The sequence below is a fragment of the Streptomyces sp. NPDC036815 genome (assembly GCF_055609205.1).
Genome location: NZ_JBVJPW010000002.1, coordinates 168,488 through 181,843, shown reverse-complemented (window position 1 = coordinate 181,843; position 13,356 = coordinate 168,488). Strand labels below are relative to the sequence as shown.

Here is a 13,356-nt window from a genome sequence, read left to right as displayed (position 1 = left end):
GGACAGGGACAGCAGGGCTGGGCACCACGGACGACCCCGCCCCAGGGCGGCGGCGCCCCACACCCGTACGTCCCACCACCGGCGTCCCCGTACCCACCCATGCCCCCGCACCAGGGCCCACACCCGTACCCACATCCACACCCCTACCCCCACCCCCACCCCCAGCCCGTCCGGCGACGACGCTCCGGCCTCGGCTTCCTCTTCGTCTCACCGCTCATCCCGGTGATCCGTTCCGCCCGCCGCCGGGCCGAGGCGATCTTCAACCGGCCGGGCGCGGGCCACGTCGCGGACCGCCTGGTGTCCCGGGTCCAGCTGTGGCGCGCGCTCGCGGGCACGGCCGCGACCCTCTACCTGATCTACACCTACGGGGCGGACGAGGGCTGGAGCGGTGTGGCCAACGACGGTGTCGTGAAACTGATCCTCGCCCCGCTGCTGCTGATCTTCACCGGCCCGTTGGCCGTCCTCGGCTTCATCCGCTACGTACCCGCCGAGCACCGGACCGAGCTCCGCTCCCGCCTGCGCACACCGCTCAAGGCCGTGGGCTGGTACGTCGGGATCCTGGCCGGCGTGGGCCTCGTACTGGCGGGCAGCGCCCTGCTCCTGAAGCAGAACTACGGCACGCTCGTGAACGGCCTGGTGGCGCTCGCCCTCCTGCTCGGCCTGATCTGGCTCCTGCCGTTCCTGCTCTTCGCCTCGGCCTACGCGGCCCGCTACGCCTTCAACACGTCCACCGTGCACGCCGCGCTCCCGGCCGTGCTCACCGTCGTACTTGTCTGGGAACTGACGGTGTGCAGCGTCGCGCTGGAGGGCGGCCTGCCGCACGGCCCGCCGGCGGCACAGTGGTGCGCGGTGCTGGGCGGCCCCGTCTCGGTCACGGCGGTGGCCCTGTGGGAGCTGCGCCGCATGCGTACGCGGTACGGGGTCCGGATCCGCACCTGACCGGGCCGACCCGTACCCGGCACATGCGTGTGCGTCCCCTCTCCCCGACAGGGAGAGAGGGGACGCATGCCACTGCACATCAGCTGCCGGTCACCACAGATGTCACCGACGCCGAGACACGGGGACCGGTCAGTCCATGACCAGGTCGCCGAAGGCGGCAACGGAGGTCTCGGAGATGTGGGTGCCGATGCCGTTGCCGTTGCTGATGCCGTCGAAGCCGTCGAAACCGTCGTTGGCGGACGCGGCACCCGCGCCGCCCAGGACGGTGAGGGCGGCGATTGCGGCAGCAGCGAAAACAGTGCGGATACGCATGTGTGGCCTCTCTGAGAGGGGTGAAGGGACACCACGGGCTTCCCCGAATCGGACCGGCGAGCAATCGCCCTGAGCCTCAAATCATCCGAACGGCCGCCATGTCCCGCCCACCGCGGAATCCGTGCCCCACCCCCGCTCCCACTCATGTGGAGGAGGGGGTCTTTGCGCTGGTCGAGTGGTTTTCCGGCAGGATGGCGCCCATACGCCGACGGCGTACCGGTCCCCAGACCCCGTACCGGAGAGTCGATTTGAATGAGCCTGAGCATGTCGAGCAGTCAGCGAAGACCGTCGCGCACCTCGTGGAGCAAGTTGACCAATTGAAACGAGCCGTGGTCTCGCACGCCACGGTCGACCAGGCGATCGGCGTCATCGTCGCCCTGGGACGGCTCTCCCCCGAGCAGGGATGGGACGTCCTGCAGGAGGTGTCCCAGCACACCAACACCAAGCTGCGCTCGATCGCCGACCTCATCGTGTCGTGGGGCCAGGGCGCGGACCTGCCCCCCGAAGTCCGCTCCACACTCGCAACGGCCCTGGCCGCCCGAACGGACGCCCCGACGCCGGACGGGCCCGGCGGGTAGCCCTGGAAGAGAGGCCTGGCCGGCCGGCACCGGCCAGGCCTCGATGTGTTGTGGGGGCTGGGGGCTGCCCACCGGCACGCCCGTGGGTGGCGGCGAGCGCCGACGCCTCCGTCTGTATCGGCGACGCTGGGGATCTCACGGGAGGCCGCACACGTGGCTGACGAGCAGTGGACCACCGGGGAGGTCGTCCGCTGCCTGGGCGACGTCCGCCAGGACTTGAAGTCGGGCGGAAGGGAGCCCTTTCGCGTGTCTGCGGCTCAGACCCGGTAGAACACCTTGCCCCGGTGCTGCGGGACGCCGAGCGCCTCGTACAGCGCCAGCGCAGGCGGGTTGTCCGTGTCAGCGGTCCACTCGACGCGGGAACAGCCCAGCGCCTGGGCCTCCTCCCGCACCGCGTCCATGAGCGTGCGGGCTACACCGCGGCGCCGCGCTGCCGTCCTCACGTACAGCTCTTTCAGGTACAGCGAGGTGTCTGCGCCGGCGGCCGGCCATAGCCGCGAGTACGAGGCGAGTCCAAGGACATCGGCACCGTCGCGGGCGAGGAGCACGGTGGCCGCGGGCGGGTTGCCGAACAGGGCTGCGCGGATCTGGTCGGGGTCACCGGGCACCGGTTCGCCGCCGTAGTACTCCTCAATCTCCCCGAGGAGTACCGAGAGCACCTCTATGTCGGCCACTGTCGCTTTGCTGATCTCCACCCCTGCGCTCCGTCTCGCCTGGGGGCAGCGCAAGGAACTCACGCAGCGCCCGCACCTCGTGCACTCCACGTGCACCAGGCGGCACCTTAGCGGCGACCTCCTGTGCTCGGTAGATGATCAGCGCGGTGCGGTGCTCAAGTTCCAGGTCCGTGAGGGTCCGTGTGGTCTGGTCGGCAGCGCCGGCGGGGTCACCCTCGGTCACGGTGCACATGGCCATGTCGAGGAAGACGAGGGCCCGGTCCGTTTGCTCGGCAGCCGGGTACAACTCGGCTGCACGCACCAGCTCGGCGCGGGCCCGCGCCGTCTCGCCAAGGTGTGTCAGGGCGTTGCCCGCATGGAAGCGGAGCTGCGACTCGCTGTACCCGAAGGCGCTGCCGATCTGCTCGGCCGCAGGCAGCCGCTCCAGGGCTCCCTCAGCGGCTGCGAGGGCCCGCATCGACTGGGAGCGGTCGCCGAGTTGGGCGTGCGCGCGGGCCTCCAGCGGCGCGGCCAATGCCGGACCGACGCACGGCAGACCGCCCGCCAGCTGCTGACCACGGGCAGCCAGTTCGACGGCGCCGTACATGTCTCCGCCGTAATAAGCCTGATACGCCTCCTGCGCATACGCCCACGACAGGGTCGCCCGGTCGCCAGCGGCGGCTGCGGCTTTGCGTGCGGTACGCCACCAGGACAGGGCCCGCTCGTCGCCGAGTTTGAGCAGGGTGAGCGCGGTGAGCCCAGACATTTGGGCTGTGGCGACGAGAAGGCGCCGCCGGGCGGCATGCGGATGCCGGTGGGCGAGAAGGACCCGTAGATCCGTGAAGTCGGCGAGCAGGTCAGGGAAGTGCGCGCCCTCAGGCCGGTAACGCGTGGCTCGCCCGTGCCGGGCCACCGTCCACTCGATCTCATCGAGGCTGCTGTCTGCGAGTGGCCCCGCAGCGAGCACCTCGTCCAGACCAGCCTGAAGGGCGTCCGCCTGATCGGTCGGCGACCGGCCCGATCGGGACTCGGACAGCGCCATCAGCTCCCCGCCGGCGCCGAGCGCGTCGTCGAGAGCTCGTGCCGTTTGAGCTGCCGGATGGCGGCGGCCCTGTTCGAGGTCAGCGACGTAGCTCTTCCCGCAGGATGCGAGCGTGGCGACATCGCGCAGGCTTCGGCCGCCGCGCCATCGGCGCAGCGCCTTGCCGAAGGTTTCAGCCATGGACGCCTCCGGTGTCCGCTGTCCGCTCCCTTGCGGACGGTGGCGGACACGACGGTCCTAGTGATCGCTGTCCGTGTACACAACGCTACAGGTGAGGGCCTGAGCGCCGACAGGAAATGGCGCACCCCGGCGACCGGGCAACCGGCCCCGGGGCATGGCCGACTGACGAGGAGTCGACATGGCGGACAGTACGGGGCGTGCCCCGGCTGCGAGAAGCGCACTGGTGGGCGCCGCTTTCGACTGGCTGGCGCGCGCCCAGCAAGAGCCGCAGCAGGCTCACCGGGAGTGGAGGGAGCGGGGCGCCGCGCTGCTGCCGCTCGGCACACGGTTCAACGCCGTGTGCCTTCCAGCGAAGACAGTTCACGCGGGCGTCGGGAGCACCGACGTGGACATCGTGGCCCGGACGCTCGCCGAGCTGCTCAACGGCCCCGTGATCCGCAACAGACCACTGCAGATCTACCACGCGCTCACCGAGCCCTGCCCGCCCGCCCGATGGGCCTACGGCACTACCGCGCCCATGCTCGGCACCGGCCAGTTCCTCGGCGTCCCCGCCGCCGATCTCACCGCACCGGTTGGCCTGCACTGGGCCGTGCGCCCCCACACCGTGGGCGCCCTGTGCCCCGTACCGGCCGTGGCCGCACTCATCGCCATCGGCACGCGTGCGGGGGGCCATCCGTGACCCTCACCGACCGCCTCTCAGTCCCGCTGCTGCCGTCGGTCAACGTGCTCTCCGACGCTCAACTGCGCGGGACCAGCTGCGTGTTCTGCGGCGTCACCCTGAGCACCGACACCGCTGTCGACCTCGGCCCGCACAAGCTGACCCGCCTCGACGAAGTCTCTCGCTGGTTCCCCCGCGCATGCCGACCGTGTAACGGGGGCGGCTACGTTGACGTTCTCCTCACCGCGGCGTTCGCCGCGTGCCGCGTGCTACCCCCTGCCGAGACGCTGAGTGATGTCGGTCGCAGGCTGCGCCACGAGATCCGGCGCCGTCTGCCCGCCGCGGCGGCCGCCGCCGACGCAGCGGGTGAGGGCAGCATGGCGTGGCACTCCCACCAGCGAACCATCGACGGATGTCACGACGCCTTGGGCGACGAGGACGGCGAGTGCCCCAGCCCGCTGGTGCTGGCGATGCGGGTGTCCGAGCTCGGCCGGCGCCTGCGAGATGTGCTCCGCTATCCGCCGTGCGGTGGGTTCGGGTCATGAGCGAGTCGCCGGTCCGCGTCCCGTGTCCGCCATGCCTACGCGCGCTCCTGACAGAGCAGACGGACGGCGGGCTGCACGACTGCCAGGAGACGACCACCGTGACCGTCGAGGGCGCCCGGCTCATTGTCGGGCCCACCCTGGGTTGCCCGTGTCGCTGCCCGATCCAGCCGGAGAGCGCTGCACTGAGAGCGGCGAGGCGAGTAGCCCGTGATCTGTCGGCACCCGCTCATAGGGTGGCTGAGCCGCCACGAGAGGAGTGATCACAAATGCGCCCCGCCGCGTTCCAAGACTTCGCTGTCGACCTGTTGAAGAACTCGCCCGACGTCCAGCGTGTGCAGACCCTTGCCGAGGCAGGGGAAACCGCGTACCCCTACGGCCTGGCCGTCACCGTCGCCGGGCGCGAGGGGCGGTGGCAGGTGTACGGCCAGCTCGCCGAGGGTGCGAAGCACGGCGCCCCCACGGCGGACGTTCAGGCAACGCCGGCGCCGTTCGTCGCCGCCCCGGTGACGGGCGCGCCGGATGCGTGGCTGGCTGGCGTGATCGGCGCGGCAGAGTCTGCTGAGATCGCCTCTATCGACGCCTGGTCGACCCGTGAGGGCGAAATTCAGCAGGGCGTCACGGTGCTGTGGCACAACGGCGAACGGACCTTCGTCCGCAAGCTCTGACCCTCGCCGCAGGCTTCGGCCGGGCGGCGGAGTGCATCACACCAATCAGATCCATCCTTCCACTCAAAAGGAGAGCTGATCATGTGTGAACGACAGCCAGGCCACCGGTGCGATCCCGGGCTCTGCTCGGGGGTCTGTCAGAAGTGCGGCGCCTACTCCGGGGTGAAGCCGGGGCAGCCGATGCCCCCGCACCAGCCGAACGGAGAGGGGGCGCGAGATGTGCGAGGGGTCCGGCACTCCCGCTGGATGACGGTCAAGGACGGGGTGTGGACCACCTGTGGGCTGAGGCGGCGGGCGCGATGCATCGGGGAAGTTGCTCGAGCTTCACACCCCGCGAGAGCCCTGTCCGTTCCCTGTCGCCCCGTTTGAGGGCTCTAGCCCTGCGGTCTGGCATATGCCGCAGGGGCAGAGGGCGCAGCCAGAGCGCACACAACTAAGGCCCAGGCCCGGAGACTTGCTCCGTGACCTGGGCCTTTGTCGTTCTGACCTGGTGCCCCCGGCAGGATTCGAACCTGCGACACCCGCTTTAGGAGCACGACCCGAACCAGTCTCGTCGTCCTCAGGCGACCGTACCCGTTCCCGCAGGTCAGAGGCTATAAGTGCAGGTCAGACGGCTGTTCACGGAGGAGCTGGGGCCTCGGTCAGCCCGGGAGTTCTTACCCCGCCTGTCCCTATCTTTCCTCGGTCATCCTCGGGGTTCTGTCCCCCGTGTGTCCCCCGGAACGCCTCTCTCACGCGTGTGCCGCATCCCATAAGAAGAGCCGCGGATGAAGGTGCAGGTAGTCGCGGTTGAGCATTTGAGCGACTCCCGTTCATGGTTCGCGGCTTGTGGAAACTACCTGCTGCTCTTCTGCCCTTGCTGCAGGCGTTCGCGGTCCTCATCGAGCCTCGCACGGGCCTGCGCCACCGCTTCCATGTCGACGGGCGCCTCCACTCCGAGCTCGGCATGCACCCGCTGGTAGATGCCGTCCTCGAGCAGTGAGAGTTCGACATTGCGCCACGGGGTCGGGCCGACGAGTGCGGTGAGCTTCTTGATGCGGTCGGTGAGGGAGTCGCAGCGCATGGACCAGTGACCGTTAAGGGCATTGGGGCGGGCCGCGTCGAGGTCGCTCCAGAGGCTGTCGAGTTCCGCGCGGATAGCTTCGCGCAGGGTTTCGAGCTCGCTCATTTGGTCTTCCGTCCTGTCTCGGTGGCGGTGTCATCGTGCCACTGGAGCGTCGGGGGGACGCTGTCGCGGTGACGCGGGTTCTTGGTGGTGCGATGGCTTTTGGCCCTCACGGTGGTGCGGTGACGGCATCAGGCGGGTCGGGTGGCGGTCCGGCGTAGCGTCGAGGGCCAAGGCAGCGGTGAAGAGCGGAGAGGCCCATGCACAGCGCAGGCGATCGGATCGATACTTCGACGGCGCACTCGGCGCGGGTGTACGACTACATCCTGGGTGGCAAGGACCACTACCTCGTCGACGTTGAGGCGGGCGACAAGATGTGCGAGCACTGGCCGGCGCTGCCTGTGCACATGCTGGAGAACCGCCGGTTCATGCACCGTGCCGGGCAATACCTCGCCAAGGAGCAGGGCATCCGGCAGTTCCTCGACATCGGCACCGGTCTGCCCACCGCCCCCAACCTGCACGAGGTGGTGCAGCAGGTAGCGCCGGAGTCCCACGTGGTCTACGTCGACAACGACCCCATCGTCCTGGCTCACGCCCGCGCTCTCCTGCAGAGCACTCCCGAAGGGGCGACCGCGTACGTCGATGCCGACATGCACGACCCGGACGCCATCCTGGGCAGCCCCGAGTTCCGCGCGCTGATCGACCTGAAGGAGCCGGTCGGCCTGCTGGTCATCGGGATACTCCACTTCATCCTGCCGCCGGACGACCGGCGGTTGGTGCAGAGACTGTTGGATCCGCTGCCGTCGGGCAGCTTCTTGGCGATGACCATCGGCACCGCCGACTTTGCGCCCGGCGAGGTCGGCCGGGTCGCCGAGGAGTACGCGCAGCAGGGCATGCCGATGGCCTTGCGGGACCTGACGACCGCCACCTCGTTCTTCGACGGGATGGACCTGGTGGAGCCGGGCGTCACCCAGGTTCACAAGTGGCGCCCGGGGGCTGAGCAGGATGGTGTCGATGACCGGGCGATCGCGATGTACGGGGCGGTGGCACGCAAGCCTTGACGGCCTTCGTCGCCCCGGGGCGCGGCCCGCGGGGCGACGTGCTGTCTAGGGTGAGCACTCCTCACAGCGTGAGGAGCACAGCGCGGCCTCGCTCTGCGGTTGGCCCTTGCCGCAGGTTCGGCAGTTGGCCCAGGTGCGTGCGGTGAACTCGACGTTGGGGGAGCCGCATTGTGTGCAGCGTACTCCGTGTATTCGCGGCCGGTTGCCGAGCTCGCCGGGCTCGCCGGCGGTGTAGCCCTGGAGTTGGATGTGCGGGTTGTGGAGGTCGACTTCGGGGATGTCGGGGCGTTCGCGGTTGATGTACAGCCACACCTGGTGACCGATGTATCGGTTCGAGGTCAGTGGGTGCGCTTCGAGCTCGGTGGTCCAGCAGCGGGCGTCGGGTGCCCGCCCGGTTCCGTCGTCGGCTGCTTCGTAGTAGGTGACGGTCCAGATTGCCTGCCAGGTGGCGCCGAGTCCGGGGCGTTGTGCGTTGGCGCGGGGGGCTCGTGTTGTGGTCACGGGTGGTGCGTTTCCTTGAAGTGGTGCGGGTGGGGGGGCAGCGTCATGCGCTGCGTTTCGGGATTCCAGCGGCATTCGCGGTAGAGGCGGTTGAAGTCGTGCATGGCGCCGGGAGTGTCGGCGGTGCAGGGTTCGTAACCGCCGGGGGTGGGGCGGCAGTAGAAGCCGTAGGTCGTGCATTCCGCTTGGCCGGGGAACTGGCCGGTCCAGGCGGTGTTGCAGGTACTTCCGGGATGGCAGTCGTTGCGCTGGAGGCCGGTGTGGGCGCAGCGGGCGATGTCGCAGTGGTCGGCGTGCAGTGTGTCGGGGAAGGCTCCGCAGCTGGGGCAGTTGGTGTTCGTCGGTCGGGTGGGGGTGAGGAGTTGACCGAGCCACAGGGCGCGGAGAGCGTTGTTGAGGTCGTGGTTGCTGGCGACGGTGTGGAGGCCGAGGGTGCGGTGGATGAGTTCGTGGAGGAGTGGGGGCGGGAGTTGTGCTGTGGCCCAGTGGAGGGTGAGGCCGCGAGTCGGGTGGTGGCGGGCCCAGGTGGTGCGCATGCGGTTGGAGAAGGTGCCGGTTAAGGGCTTGTTCGCGGTGCTTGCGGAGATCTGAGGGAGATCGTTTTCGAGCCATTTCCGACCGGCGCTGGTGTAGAGATTGATGATGGCTCGTCGCGCTTTGTCCGGTTCGCGGGCGGCGCTCTCCTGTAGGTGGAGCTGTCCCTCGGATGCGCTGCCTTGGTGAAGGTGCAGGGGGCTGTTCTGCTTGCAGTTGGGGACGATGTGCAGCCGGTGCGGGCGCCCGAGGATGTCGAAGGCTGTGCCGGTGGCGAGTTGCTTCGACGGGGCGTCTGGAGTGGTCGCGGCGAGGTGGGTGAGTTGTTGGTAGATCCAGGAGCGGCGGCGTTCGACGAGGGTGCTGGCGTCCGTGTCGGTGATGGTGTGCGGACCGTGGACGATGATGGCGCCGTCCTTGTTGACGGTGAGCGCGAGGGTGGTGCGGTGGCTGGTGCGGATGAGGATGCGGGCGGTGCCGACGGTGATCACACGCTCGCTGTTATAGGTCACGATCTAAGTTTCCTGTTTCGGGTGATGCCGGTGTGCCCCCGCTGGGCGGGAGCTAGGCGCAGGAGCCGCAGACCCATGCCTGCGGGGTGCCGTGGAGCACGAGGTCGAGGACCCGGTGCGTGCGTGCCGTGCAGAGCTGGCAGGTCAGCTCGAAGGCGCGCAGCATCCGAAGGGGGAGCAGCGGTTCCTCGGGATGCACGGTCAGCGGTGCCGTCCTGCCCAGGGCGTGGATGGTCAGGCGCGTGCCCACGGTGGGGTGGGACTGGATGGACTGAGCGATCAAGTGGTCATCGGGTGCTTCGGGCAGAGCGAAGGCGTCTCGCTCTCGGAAGCTGGCGGCGGCGACCCTGTTCGTGATGGGGACCGACACGATGAAGCCGCGCTCGGAATGCGGGGCGGCCATCAGTGGCCTCGCCTCACGGATTGTGGCGGCGCAGATGTTCGCTGTTCCGTGTGCCCGCGGGCTGCGGCGTACTGCTGGGCGGCGTCGAGGTCGCCGGGCTCACCGAGGGTGATCGCGAGGGCGAGAAGCGGCCCCTGGATGAGTGCGTTCTGCTCGGCGTCGTTGTCGTGAGGCGTGACCTGGCCGCTTGGAGCGTCGGTGTCGGTTGGGAGGTGGGCCTGCTGGCGGCGGATCTCGGCTGCGAGTTGGTGGCGCACCGGTTCGAGGTGGCGTTGGTGGTGCTGGCGGTCGACGGATCGCTGCCGAAGGTCGTGATCGAGTAGCCGTCGGCAGCTGCCGCAGAGGTGTTCGGGGACGGGCTCGGGGATCTCTCGCAGTGCGAGGCGCCCGCAGTGGGTGAGGACGAGTTGGTTGGGGTCGGTCGGCCAGGTGGTGACGGTGACGAGGTGAGGCTTCCCGGAGACGGATGCGCCGTAGGTGCGGGGCGTCGGCTGGTCTGGTTGTTCGAGGCCGAGGAGGAAGGCGAGGTCGGCCGGGGCGTGTACGAGGAGTTCGGCGGCGGTGATGGCGGCGGCGAGAGCCTGGGCGGGCTGCTCGTCGTCGGGGGCGTGGTTGCACAGGACTTCGGCGACGCGGGCGCCATTGGGTTCTAGGAGTTCGAGGGAGGTGTGTACGGCTTCGGGGTCGTCGGCGTCGACGAGCGCGCCGTTCTTGGTCCAGTGGGTGCGGTGGAGTTCGAGGAGTGGCAGGTTCGCGGCGGCCAGGCGGGCTGTGATGGCTGTGATGCGGTCGGCGTGGTCGGGGCTGGTGGTCATGGGGAGTGGTCCGTTCGGTGGGTTGTGCGGGGTGACGCCCCCTCCAGAAGTTAACTAAACTCTACTCTCTATCGAGGGGGCGTCAAACCCGAAACATGCAGGTCAGCAGGGGGTCAGGTGTAGCGGCGCAGCTCGTCGAGCTTGCGGCGCAGATAGTGGTGGTCGGCCGCCAGGTCCTCTATGCGCTCGGCGTACTCGGCCGCAGCGGCCGGGGCGCCATCGGCCAGGGCGCGGGCCCGCTCCTGACGCAGCTGGCGCAGCCGCATCGCGTTGAGCTCGATCGCGTCAGCCAACGAGTCGGCGTACTCAGCCAAGTTCACGTGCGCTCCCCGTGCTGCTCGCGGCGGCTGTGCGAACCGAGTGCGCTTTGGCGGCGCAGTTCGGAGGCGCCGTTGCGGCGTGGGCGGACGGTGAAGGTGATCATGGGCATTCCTGGGATGGGACGGTCAGGCGGCAACGGGTTCGGCTTCCTCGTCCTGCGCGCGTTCGTCCTCCTGCGCAGCCAGAGCCTCCGCGCGCTGCTTCGCCTGCTCCTCGCCCCTCGCCAGGGTCTCGGCTTCGATGTCGGAAAGGGCGTAGCCCTCCGCCTTCAAGAAGGCCAGCCACTCGGTGGTCTCGTTGCCGGGCTCTCCGCGCCAGGCGCTGTCGCCCATCGCCTGCTGCTCGTAGGCGGCACAGGTCAGCGCGAGCAGAATCTGCCAGCGCCGGGCTGCCGGAGTCGCCGCGATCACGTCGGCGAAGGGGGCCTTGACCCGATCCCACTTGCTGCTGCGCTGCGCGTTCGGGTCCGGAACCCGCAGGAACGAGGCCATCAGTTCCGTGTCGTGGGTCTCGATGAAGTGCTCGAACAGGTACATGGTGCCGGTCAGCGTCGACAAGATCACCGACCAGGCCGCAGAGGAAGCGTGTCCCTTCTTCGTGCAGAGCCTCGTCAGGAACTCGTGCCGCACCGGCCTCGCTGCCCGCCACGCCTTGTTGTTGGCGATGACCGTGCGCCGCTCCTCCTTCTCCTGCTCCCGGCTCTTGTTCTCCCTGGCGTCCTTCGGCGCCTTGGGGCTGAGCTGGTGCCCGCACTTCTTCCAGTCCTGGCACACCCACACCGCCACCGGCTCGTCCCGGTCAAGGAAAGCCGCATGCCCGGGGCATGCGGCGTGCTCCTCCGCGTCCAGGGCGGCGCCATCGGCCGTCACCAGATCGGTGAGCGGGCGAGCAGGGGTACGCGTCCAGTCCCAGCAGTAGTCCACCAAGGGCACGCCGGCCGCTTTCAGTTCTTCGCGGACCTTCTTGTACGCCGCGCGGTCGGCCTTGCGGGCGCGCAGCTCCTGCATTTCGTGTGCCCAGTGGCCGTGTTGTCCGCTGCCCTCCTCGGTGTCGCGCCGCTTGGCGTGGCGCAGCCAGTCGATGGCGTACTCGAGTTCTTCGACTTCGTGTAGATCGGCCATCTCGACGAAGTCGAAGTCATAGGCCAGGGCGCGATCCAGGGTGGCGTCGCTGAGCTGATCGGCTTTCTCGGCCGCCTTGACCTGCTTCGGTGTGAGCCCCAGGGCGCGCGTGTGCTTCGCCTTGCGGGTCTTGCTGATGCTCATCAGGGAGAGCTGACGGACGGCCGCGAGGTCATCGCGTGCGGAAGGCGCCGTGCGGTGCTTGTTCTCGATCAGGCTGAGCGTCAGCGCGTCGTCGTCCACGCCCGCCAGGTCGGTGCGAATGATCGCCGGGACCATGCGGAAGGGGCGGCCCTTGGCGATGGCCTTCTCCGCGGCGAGTACGGCGGCCTTGCAGCGGCGCTGACCGAAGATCACGCCGAGCGTCACACCATCGTCCTGCGGGCGCAGCAGCAGCGGAGTCTGCACGCCGATCTCTTCCACGGACGCGATCAGTTCCGCATCCGGCACGGTCGTGTCCGCCACGTCCGGGCTGGCCTCGGCCACCTCGCTGTCCTTCGGCTCACGGTCGCTGTCGGCGGCCGCTGTCGGCGACTTGCGGTGGTTGTAGGGATCGATGACCAGCGTGCGCGGGTCGATCCAGGCAAAGGCTCCGGCGAACCCCTCGATGCCAACAGCGGATTGCGTGACGTCGGGCTCGGTGGTCTTGGTAGTCGTCATCATGCTCCTTGAGGTGGTTGCGGCATCAGCCACGGGAGGTGGTGGACCTCTTGCTGGTGCGGCGCGGTGACGTGGCGTCCTTCGGCTTCACGGCGGCCTTCCGGGCACCGGACTTGGGGGCCGTCTTGGCCTTGGCGGTGCTTTTGCGGGCACGCGCCTTCGGGGGCGCGGCGGCGGGCTCGGCGGGCGTGGGGGCCTGCTCGGGCGTGGCGGCGGAGGAGTCCTGGACCGGGCGGCGCCCGCGCGAGGTGAGGGCCGGGCGGTGGCCGTCGAAGGCAGGAACCAGCACGGTGCGGATGGCCGTCAAGGCCGCCTCCAGCAGGCTCTGCTCGTGGGTGAAGGTGACGCCGGTGCTGTAGCGCACGCCCTCGGCCAGCGGGGCGGCCACCGTCTCGGTGGCCGTCGTAGCGGGCGGGGCGCCGCCGATGGCGAACGTCTGGAGCGCCCGGCCGTCGAACAGCAGCCGCAGTCCGATGGCCCGGCCATCTGGGCCGACGAGGTGCAGGCCCTCGCTCCCGTGCGGGACGTACTCGGTGGTGGCTTCCCAGTCATCGAGCTCGGCGGCCAGGGAGTTGCCGAGCTGGTGCAGGTCGGCCGAGGAGAGCCTGACCGGCCCCTGGTCTTCCTGGTCGACGGCGTCCGGCTGCGGTGCGGTGGTGTCCAAGAGGGTGTCCTTCTCTGAAGAGGGCAACTGCCGTGCTGCCTGCGGGCGGGAGGGGTCTTGCTGGTTGGGGTTCTCACCCCAACCAAT

Annotated in this window: 17 protein-coding genes; 6 read left to right on the top strand and 11 right to left on the bottom strand. The window is 69.3% G+C overall.

What is annotated here, in order from left to right; genetic code table 11:
- Positions 1-222: 222 nt before the first annotated feature.
- Positions 223-939 carry a hypothetical protein gene (locus ACZ69I_RS07100; protein ID WP_470830839.1) on the top strand — a complete coding sequence of 239 codons (717 nt, stop codon included), beginning with the start codon at positions 223-225 and terminating at the stop codon, positions 937-939.
- 129 nt (positions 940-1,068) lie between these two features.
- Here ACZ69I_RS07100 and ACZ69I_RS07095 read toward each other — a convergent pair whose 3' ends face one another.
- Entirely contained in the window at positions 1,069-1,251 is a 183-nt protein-coding gene (locus ACZ69I_RS07095) for a hypothetical protein (RefSeq protein WP_467672461.1), read from the bottom strand.
- Between the two features lie 317 nt (positions 1,252-1,568).
- Here ACZ69I_RS07095 and ACZ69I_RS07090 point away from each other — a divergent pair, with 317 nt between their 5' ends.
- Entirely contained in the window at positions 1,569-1,829 is a 261-nt protein-coding gene (locus ACZ69I_RS07090) for an ANTAR domain-containing protein (protein WP_470830838.1), read from the top strand.
- A 257-nt stretch (positions 1,830-2,086) separates the two neighbouring features.
- On the opposite strand, the gene ACZ69I_RS07085 is transcribed toward ACZ69I_RS07090, so the two are convergent.
- Both ACZ69I_RS07085 and ACZ69I_RS07080 read right to left on the bottom strand, forming a co-directional pair.
- Complete coding sequence (locus ACZ69I_RS07085; protein ID WP_470830837.1) at positions 2,087-2,524, bottom strand: GNAT family N-acetyltransferase; 438 nt, start codon at positions 2,522-2,524, stop codon at positions 2,087-2,089.
- On the bottom strand, positions 2,460-3,704 hold the full coding sequence (locus ACZ69I_RS07080) for a helix-turn-helix domain-containing protein (protein WP_470830836.1): 1,245 nt from the start codon (positions 3,702-3,704) through the stop codon (positions 2,460-2,462). Before ACZ69I_RS07080 ends, ACZ69I_RS07085 begins: the two co-directional genes overlap by 65 nt.
- 178 nt (positions 3,705-3,882) lie before the next feature.
- On the opposite strand from ACZ69I_RS07080, the gene ACZ69I_RS07075 reads away from it, so the two are divergent.
- The 3 genes from ACZ69I_RS07075 (at position 3,883) to ACZ69I_RS07065 (ending at position 5,572) form a co-directional block, all read left to right on the top strand.
- Positions 3,883-4,383, top strand: coding sequence for a hypothetical protein (locus ACZ69I_RS07075; RefSeq protein WP_470830835.1), 501 nt, complete (start codon positions 3,883-3,885; stop codon positions 4,381-4,383).
- Positions 4,380-4,907: a hypothetical protein gene (locus ACZ69I_RS07070; protein WP_470830834.1), complete on the top strand. Its 528-nt coding sequence runs from the start codon at positions 4,380-4,382 to the stop codon at positions 4,905-4,907. The genes ACZ69I_RS07075 and ACZ69I_RS07070 overlap by 4 nt, the downstream gene beginning before the upstream one ends.
- A gap of 266 nt (positions 4,908-5,173) precedes the next feature.
- Positions 5,174-5,572: a hypothetical protein gene (locus ACZ69I_RS07065; protein WP_470830833.1), complete on the top strand. Its 399-nt coding sequence runs from the start codon at positions 5,174-5,176 to the stop codon at positions 5,570-5,572.
- A gap of 835 nt (positions 5,573-6,407) precedes the next feature.
- Here ACZ69I_RS07065 and ACZ69I_RS07060 read toward each other — a convergent pair.
- Entirely contained in the window at positions 6,408-6,740 is a 333-nt protein-coding gene (locus ACZ69I_RS07060; RefSeq protein WP_470830832.1) for a hypothetical protein, read from the bottom strand.
- Positions 6,741-6,937: 197 nt separating this feature from the next.
- Here ACZ69I_RS07060 and ACZ69I_RS07055 point away from each other — a divergent pair, with 197 nt between their 5' ends.
- Positions 6,938-7,738: an SAM-dependent methyltransferase gene (locus ACZ69I_RS07055; protein ID WP_470830831.1), complete on the top strand. Its 801-nt coding sequence runs from the start codon at positions 6,938-6,940 to the stop codon at positions 7,736-7,738.
- 45 nt (positions 7,739-7,783) lie between these two features.
- Here ACZ69I_RS07055 and ACZ69I_RS07050 read toward each other — a convergent pair whose 3' ends face one another.
- From ACZ69I_RS07050 to ACZ69I_RS07020, 7 genes are all read right to left on the bottom strand, one after another.
- Entirely contained in the window at positions 7,784-8,239 is a 456-nt protein-coding gene (locus ACZ69I_RS07050; protein WP_470830830.1) for a hypothetical protein, read from the bottom strand.
- Positions 8,236-9,285: a YgjP-like metallopeptidase domain-containing protein gene (locus ACZ69I_RS07045; RefSeq protein WP_470830829.1), complete on the bottom strand. Its 1,050-nt coding sequence runs from the start codon at positions 9,283-9,285 to the stop codon at positions 8,236-8,238. The genes ACZ69I_RS07050 and ACZ69I_RS07045 overlap by 4 nt, the downstream gene beginning before the upstream one ends.
- Before the next feature lie 52 nt (positions 9,286-9,337).
- Positions 9,338-9,688: a hypothetical protein gene (locus tag ACZ69I_RS07040; protein ID WP_470830828.1), complete on the bottom strand. Its 351-nt coding sequence runs from the start codon at positions 9,686-9,688 to the stop codon at positions 9,338-9,340.
- Positions 9,688-10,503: a hypothetical protein gene (locus tag ACZ69I_RS07035; RefSeq protein WP_470830827.1), complete on the bottom strand. Its 816-nt coding sequence runs from the start codon at positions 10,501-10,503 to the stop codon at positions 9,688-9,690. The genes ACZ69I_RS07040 and ACZ69I_RS07035 overlap by 1 nt, the downstream gene beginning before the upstream one ends.
- Positions 10,504-10,616: 113 nt before the next feature.
- A complete protein-coding gene (locus tag ACZ69I_RS07030) occupies positions 10,617-10,823 on the bottom strand; it encodes a hypothetical protein (protein WP_470830826.1) in 207 nt (68 codons plus the stop codon).
- A 126-nt stretch (positions 10,824-10,949) separates the two neighbouring features.
- Positions 10,950-12,638 (bottom strand): ParB/RepB/Spo0J family partition protein, encoded by a 1,689-nt coding sequence (locus tag ACZ69I_RS07025; protein WP_470830825.1) that lies wholly within the window; start codon positions 12,636-12,638, stop codon positions 10,950-10,952.
- Positions 12,631-13,269, bottom strand: coding sequence for a hypothetical protein (locus tag ACZ69I_RS07020; RefSeq protein WP_470830824.1), 639 nt, complete (start codon positions 13,267-13,269; stop codon positions 12,631-12,633). The genes ACZ69I_RS07025 and ACZ69I_RS07020 overlap by 8 nt, the downstream gene beginning before the upstream one ends.
- Between the last annotated feature and the right edge of the window lie 87 nt (positions 13,270-13,356).

What these genes read in the sequence shown, in the direction of transcription:
- ACZ69I_RS07095 (WP_467672461.1), bottom strand. Translation starts at nt 1,251, where the DNA reads ATGCGTATCCGCACTGTTTTCGCTGCTGCCGCAATCGCCGCCCTCACC.
- ACZ69I_RS07080 (WP_470830836.1), bottom strand. Translation starts at nt 3,704, where the DNA reads ATGGCTGAAACCTTCGGCAAGGCGCTGCGCCGATGGCGCGGCGGCCGA.
- ACZ69I_RS07075 (WP_470830835.1), top strand. Translation starts at nt 3,883, where the DNA reads ATGGCGGACAGTACGGGGCGTGCCCCGGCTGCGAGAAGCGCACTGGTG.
- ACZ69I_RS07065 (WP_470830833.1), top strand. Translation starts at nt 5,174, where the DNA reads ATGCGCCCCGCCGCGTTCCAAGACTTCGCTGTCGACCTGTTGAAGAAC.
- ACZ69I_RS07060 (WP_470830832.1), bottom strand. Translation starts at nt 6,740, where the DNA reads ATGAGCGAGCTCGAAACCCTGCGCGAAGCTATCCGCGCGGAACTCGAC.
- ACZ69I_RS07055 (WP_470830831.1), top strand. Translation starts at nt 6,938, where the DNA reads ATGCACAGCGCAGGCGATCGGATCGATACTTCGACGGCGCACTCGGCG.
- ACZ69I_RS07040 (WP_470830828.1), bottom strand. Translation starts at nt 9,688, where the DNA reads ATGGCCGCCCCGCATTCCGAGCGCGGCTTCATCGTGTCGGTCCCCATC.
- ACZ69I_RS07035 (WP_470830827.1), bottom strand. Translation starts at nt 10,503, where the DNA reads ATGACCACCAGCCCCGACCACGCCGACCGCATCACAGCCATCACAGCC.